The following is a 6288-nucleotide window of genomic DNA, read 5'->3' on the forward strand; positions in this document are numbered from 1 at the left end:
GTCGGCAGCCTCTTGCGCGGTAACCTTTGCCTGCTCCACTTGGGCTAGGACCGCATCGACCCGTGCCGCCGCATCGGCCTGGGAAAGGCCTGTGCGTGCCGCAACGAGTTGGCCAAGGTAAGTTTTGTCGTCAGCCGAAACCTCGCCGGCGGCCGCACTTGCAACAAGTATGCGCGAGGCTTGGGGAGCAGCAGCCGCGTCACCTTCGGCGCTTGGCGCCGCCAGCCTCGCCGGATCGCTTGGCCGGAACAACGCGTCCACAAAATAGGAGGCCGCATCGGTCGCGCCACCTTCTCCAGCATTCGCGGTTGCACCTGCAGAGGCTCCCATCGCCGCTCCCGCGGCAACGGTCGAAGCCGCCTGCACGCCGGTACCGATCGCGGAAGACAGCGCGGAGCCCAGCACGAAAACGACCAGCATTGTCGCGAGCGCCCAGGCTATAAAGCCATGCGCGGTATCCCGAAAGAAGGTCTCGTCCGTGTGGATACCGACCCACTTGGTGCGAAGTCGTCCCGTGAGATAGCCGCCGAGACCTGACGACAGCCACTGCACGATCACGAGCCAAATCGCAGTGGAGACCGCGAAGGTCGTCGCGCTGGCGCTTTCGCCGGACCAAGGAGAGACCATCGTCAGCCCGAGCCCGGAGCCCAGCAGTATGAGGACAAAGGTGAGGGTTGCGGCAGCGAAAGCGCCGGCAAAGATTGGACCCCAACTGACTGCCGAGGAGGAGGATTCCACTGGGGCGGCGACATCTCTCGCCGAAAGGGTTGAAGCCATTCTGATCACCTATCGCATGAACAGAGCGAGGACGATGATGATCGGTATTGAAATGCCGAGAAGCCAGAGCAGAATGCCGCGACCCATGGTGGTCTCCTGTCAAAAATAGGAATTCAAATTGAAACAGCCACCCGATAGTTGGCGGGTGGCTGTGTTGGTCAGGCGGCCTTCGCCATCTCGTTGGCGGACGCATCCGCCAAGCCGGTCAGCGCCTCGTCCGTCATCGACTCCTCGCCAAGCGTTTGCTCGAGCAGCGCGGCGGCATCGTTCATGCCGAGCACTTCCGCCCAGCGCTTCAACGTGCCGTAGCGTGTGATCTCGTAGTGCTCAACCGCCTGAGCGGCCGAGATCAGGCCAGCGTCGAGGGCCGGCGTGCCCTTGAACTCCTCAGCGATTTCGTCGCCCTCTTCGAGAATGCCGTCTATCGCTGGGCATGTCTTGCCTTGAGGACGCTTGCCCATCAATTCGAACACCTGCTGTAGCCGCTCCACGTGACCTTCAGTCTCGTCCTTGTGCTTTTCGAAGGCTGCCTTGAGGTCGGGAGATGAAGCCGCGCGCGCCATCTTGGGAAGGGCCTTCAGGATCTTCCTTTCCGCGTAATAGATGTCCTTCAACGTATCGTGGAAGAGATCTTCCAGCGTCTTTTCTTTTGCCATGTGAGTTTTCCTTTGGTGCGCATCTTTGTGCGTTGCCGTTCACGGGGTCGTGAAGCGCATGCTCAACAAGCGCGCAACCGATCAAAGGTTCCCGAAACAAGTCTGGCCGCCATGTTGTGGGGCCGTCGCGTATCGCAACCCAGCCGTACAAGCTGGGCCGCGTTGGTCGGTCGTCGCAAGATAGCTGTGGATGTCGCCGGCTGCGATCGCCGCATGCCCGAAGGCCACCGCGATCTGGTTGATTCCGTCGATGACGTCGCCTGCAACATAGAGACCGGCTATGCCCGTGCGCTGGTGGGAGTCTGCGACGAGATTCCCAGCTTCGTCGAACGCCGCGCCAAGATCGATCGCGGGCTTTGAGCGCTGGTCCGGGCAGGTTCTCGATACGATCGATTGTTCCGCCTTCATCGGCATCAATCGCGGTAGCAAGTCGGTCGTGGTCACCGGCGACTCCGGACAAGGGATGACCCATGGAGCGCTCTCTGGTCTTCTCTTGAAAGATTTGATTTCCCATACCACAAACCTTGGGCCGCAGTTTATGAGCCCTCGCGCAAGACGCCTTCGGGTGTGATCAACTACGTTCGAAAAACCTATCCGTGGTCAAAAATCTCGCGGGCTACGTGCTGCCCGGCGAAGTGAACTCACCGGACGAACTCGCGCCCGGCCAGGGCGGGATCCTTCGCGACGGCCTACGAAAAATTGCCGCCTGTCGCCATCTCGATGGAGGTTCCATCAGCGCTCGGCCACGCACTCGGGATGCGAGGTGGCGTGGAATTCTACCGAGCAGTGCTGGGGCTGCTCATGCCATGGCTCGCATTTTGCTCCTGATGGCACGGTCTTGAACGGGCCGGCAGTTTCTCCTTTGACGGCGGCTTGACCCGTGCATGAAGCTCAAGCCGGCCGACTGGCAACCGCTCCCGGAGATGTTCAGGCGTGATAGGGAGCGGGAACAACAGGAAACGCTTGACCGATTCCGCATTGCGGCGCGAATGCTTGCCACTATCGCCCGCACAGGGAAGCGCCAGAGCGCGCCGGACGCTTCTGCGGTCTAATAAGGAGGGCGGCCAGTGGAAACGCGCGCTGGGTGAGGCTCTGTGACGATTTCCTACAAGAGAGAAACGTGAGATCCGAGGAAGAGAAGGAATTGACCGGTGGTCAGGGGAATCTTCAAGATGGGGCCGTGCTCGCCCCGGTCCTGGATGGGCAAGCCTTTCACACAAGGATCGCCCTTTAGGACGTCCTTCCAAATCGTCGGGAAATCCGTCCCCTTCGTCCTCTCTGCATTGCAGACACGGAGGAGATTTGTAACGGCTTCGGTATGGGATGCGTATTTCACAATGCGTGCGACGGTTATGAATTTGATCGGGATCAATTCGGAACAGAACGTGGGCCGATCCCTAGCAATCGCTCGCGATCAGACCTTGATGGACAACGCGACCTTGCAGCGCGTCCTCCTTTTCGACAGGCGTTGCGGGATTGGCGGTCTGCCGTTGTCTGTTCCGCATCGCCACAGCTTCATTGAACGCGCGAGCCGCAGCGTCACATGCAACCCGCGACGGTCCATTAACGAAGAGAAGTATCTGAGCAGATCTCAAGGTCAGGCCGTATTTCTCGGCGAATTCTGCCGCGGCGTAAGGGGCACTAGCGCCGGTAAAGTGCTTTTTGGGTTGTCGCGCGTAGTCAGCGTTGCTCACGGCAGTTCTCCTTTGATATGCCCAAACCGAGCCGCTGCCCCTCGGCGAAGGCGCGAGCATAGGATTCCATTTCGAACGTGCTTACGTGGGCCTTGCCGTCTCGCACGACGCGGACGAACCATTCGCCAAAGTTTTCAGTTATTTCAACGGTATCAGGACCGCAGTCCTTCAGTTGCGAAGCCATAGCTTCCTCCCTTTGTTGGGCGAAAGCACCGGAGTTGACTTCCAAGCGCCCATCTGCCGAGACGGTGCGGGCGACAATGGAAATGTACTCCTATCCAGCCAGGTAGCCACACATTTATTTTTGGAACCAAAGGCAGGTGAGTGTATTGCCATTCGAATTTGGATTTCCGGCCTATGGTGGTGGGCAAAAGGGGGCGTCTGGCTCGGCTAACCTTTACGCACCGTCGCTCCTACCGTGCTCGGCTACATCGGTCCCGTCGCGTTCCATTGGATGAACGGCGCGACGTGCCTTGGCATGCTTCGCTGCAGGATTATCGGGAGGTATGATCTGCTCAGACTCTAGGAGCACACGGCGGCATACCGCCGATTGCAGGACGATGGTTCGTTCTGTAACCTAGGCCCCTCTATGCAGGATCGCGCACGATGAATATGGAAGACCTCTACCGCCTTTTGCGCGTCGGCCACGTTCAGTTACAGGGCATCGTCGACACGATTGCGGATCCCTTGCTTGTGCTGGATCAAAGCCTTTGCGTACAGGCAGCCAGCCTCTCCTTTTTTCACACGTTCAACGTTGATCGTTACGAGACCATCGGACAGCCCCTCTATGAACTTGGCAATGGTCAGTGGGACATCCCCGCCCTGCGTCGGTTGTTGGCGGAAGTAATCCCGAAATCCTCAGCGCTGATCAATTATGAGGTCGAGCACGATTTCCCCGGCCTTGGCCGGAGAACAATGCTGCTGACTGCTCGCACACTCCACCATCCCGATACAGCCAGTCATACAATGCTGCTCAGCATCGTAGACGTAACTGACCGCGCTCATCGCGATGCAGCGAAGGATATGCTGTTTAAAGAACTCCAGCATCGGATGAAGAACCTTCTCGCCGTGACGAGATCATTAGCCCGCCAGACCAGCACCGACGGCCGTTCGGCAGTGGAGTTCCGCGACGACTTCCTGGGCCGCTTTGGTGCCTTGGTGGAAGCGCAGGACATGGCTTTCACCGAGCAAGCTTCCGATCTGCCGGCCCTGATCGAGCGCGTGCTTGCACCTTACGCCGCCGATCCCGAGGCAGTTTTCATCGAACCCGGGGCGGCTGTGACGCTGTCACCGAGTACAATGATGTCGTTAAGCCTTGTTCTGCATGAACTGGCGACGAACGCCGCCAAATACGGGGCGCTGTCGGTGTCAGGCGGCCGGGTCCAGGTTAGCTGGCATCTAGAGGACAACAACACCCAACTTCGTGTCAACTGGGTGGAGAGCGGCGGCCCTGCCGTGGCTCCTCCCACCACCACGGGGTATGGCACCAAACTCATTCAAGCCGCTACGACCTACAGCTTAGGGGGACGTGTGGAACAAGATTATGCAGCTGGCGGTTTAGAAGCTGAGATCGTCATTCCGCTGGGGATTGCGTCTCCGGCCAGTTGAAGGGCGGTCATGCCAAGCACTGTTTTGATTGTCGAGGACGAGTTTCTCATTGCCATGGACCTAAAAGAGACGCTTGAGATGCATGGGTGGAGAGTTATAGGCCCCGCAGCGACCGTACGTGATGCACTCCGGCTGCTTGACGAGGAACAGCCCTCGGTCGCACTGCTCGACGTTAACCTGCGAAACGAACTGGTCACGCCGGTGGCAGAGTTCCTAGTGGCGCGTGGTGTTCCGTTCGCAGTTGCAAGCGCGTACCAAAATCCCGAGCGACTTGGCGGCGCGGCGCTAGCTGGAGCGCCGAACGTTGGCAAACCTACTGGCGATCAACGTCTGCTGGCCGCGTTAGAAGAGCTGACGAAATCCTGATTAGCCGCGCGCGCAACCCGCAGCCTTGATTTGTGAAGCAAATGCGGGATGTCAGGCGCTTCGTGCCTCGACAAGAACATTGCGCCTACGTCAGATAAATGACCACACTTCGCGCTTCGTTCGTGGTGGGTACGGCAAGCGTTCTTCCGTTGCGGAAGCACATGCGCGGAACCTAATAAATCATTTCGGCTTATCCTGACATGAGCACCCGCGGGACTAACTTTTTGTACAAGTGGATAGGCGCCAACGTGCCCGAGACGGTTGGTGCCGATATCATTTCGATTGCAGAGTTGACAAGCTGTTCGCCGACGCGAAGTCGGTCGGCATCAGCAGCACTAGATTGAGGAAGACACCGGCAGCGTCTATGAGGTCATCCTCGACGCAATCGTCCATCACGACGCCGGTATTGCAGATTGATGAGATAGCAGAACGTGCCGCCCAACAAACGAACATACCGTCTACAGATCATGCTCAATGCCGAGGAACTGGCAATGCTGGATGCGTGGCGGTTTGAGCGACGAATGCCGAGTCGATCTGACGCCGTTCGCGAGTTGTTTCGTCTTGGCCTTACCGCGGCGGACGACGACGCAACCACGGGGGGCTTGCGTTCGGTAGACTTTGGGGTTCTACCACCCAGGCGGAACTAACCTGGGGCGGTCCACGTATAAGCCTTGGAGAAAGATACCGTCTTCATTGGGAGTTGTTGTGTCGCCTGAAGTTGAGGTTGCAGCATGCGCTCGGTCCGCCGCCACCTTGAACTCACCGACGCTGTCCAATGCCATGGTACTCGTACTCGACCGGCCGACGGCTGTCGCGATTTTGCTTCAAGCCCGTTTCCGTAACCCTGATCCAATCTTCCTCTCCCCTGCGGAGGGTGACGGCTCGGCGACATACTAAAGCAGCAGCTTCGAACGGCGTGCTTGCAACGACCTGAGACGTCGCGACGACTGAACCGAATTCGATCTCTTCAACGCAATACGACTTCATTTGCACCCCTCCAAATGCATTCAGGGACGGTAGTTGGCTAAGCGCGTAGCGGCGATAACATTTGATGATCCAAGCTAAAACGGCGGTCAGACCGTGATCCGGAGGCCGAATGGCTGAAGGCCGGCCTTGCAGGCAGATGACCTTCGCCACGCCAAGCGTTTTAGCCGCGCTTCACCGCCATTTTGTGCGCGGTATATTCT

The 6288-nt window shown here is 58.6% G+C and carries 7 protein-coding genes and 1 pseudogene; 3 read left to right on the forward strand and 5 right to left on the reverse strand.

Going from position 1 to position 6288, the window contains the following annotated elements; all coding sequences use genetic code 11:
• From EN750_RS14155 to EN750_RS14175, 5 genes are all read right to left on the reverse strand, one after another.
• The coding region (locus EN750_RS14155) for a hypothetical protein (RefSeq protein WP_127396782.1) at positions 1-777 on the reverse strand (777 nt) is incomplete at its 3' end.
• Between the two features lie 158 nt (positions 778-935).
• A complete protein-coding gene (locus EN750_RS14160) occupies positions 936-1433 on the reverse strand; it encodes a ferritin-like domain-containing protein (RefSeq protein ID WP_127396783.1) in 498 nt (165 codons plus the stop codon).
• An 81-nt stretch (positions 1434-1514) separates the two neighbouring features.
• On the reverse strand, positions 1515-1877 hold the full coding sequence (locus EN750_RS40730; RefSeq protein WP_245482703.1) for a hypothetical protein: 363 nt from the start codon (positions 1875-1877) through the stop codon (positions 1515-1517).
• A gap of 953 nt (positions 1878-2830) precedes the next feature.
• Entirely contained in the window at positions 2831-3127 is a 297-nt protein-coding gene (locus tag EN750_RS14170) for a hypothetical protein (RefSeq protein ID WP_189526200.1), read from the reverse strand.
• Positions 3114-3311, reverse strand: a complete 198-nt coding sequence (locus tag EN750_RS14175) for a hypothetical protein (protein ID WP_127396784.1) — start codon at positions 3309-3311, stop codon at positions 3114-3116. The genes EN750_RS14170 and EN750_RS14175 overlap by 14 nt, the downstream gene beginning before the upstream one ends.
• 422 nt (positions 3312-3733) lie before the next feature.
• Between EN750_RS14175 and EN750_RS14180 the strand changes: the two genes are divergently transcribed.
• The 3 genes and pseudogenes from EN750_RS14180 (at position 3734) to EN750_RS14190 (ending at position 5518) form a co-directional block, all read left to right on the forward strand.
• Positions 3734-4735: a PAS domain-containing sensor histidine kinase gene (locus tag EN750_RS14180; RefSeq protein WP_127396785.1), complete on the forward strand. Its 1002-nt coding sequence runs from the start codon at positions 3734-3736 to the stop codon at positions 4733-4735.
• A 9-nt stretch (positions 4736-4744) separates the two neighbouring features.
• A complete protein-coding gene (locus EN750_RS14185; RefSeq protein WP_127396786.1) occupies positions 4745-5101 on the forward strand; it encodes a response regulator in 357 nt (118 codons plus the stop codon).
• 200 nt (positions 5102-5301) lie between these two features.
• Positions 5302-5518 (forward strand): annotated as a pseudogene (locus EN750_RS14190) (hypothetical protein).
• Positions 5519-6288 lie beyond the last annotated feature (770 nt).

Origin of the sequence: Mesorhizobium sp. M7A.F.Ca.ET.027.03.2.1, from assembly GCF_003999175.1 — a bacterium.
In the GTDB taxonomy this organism is placed as follows: domain Bacteria; phylum Pseudomonadota; class Alphaproteobacteria; order Rhizobiales; family Rhizobiaceae; genus Mesorhizobium.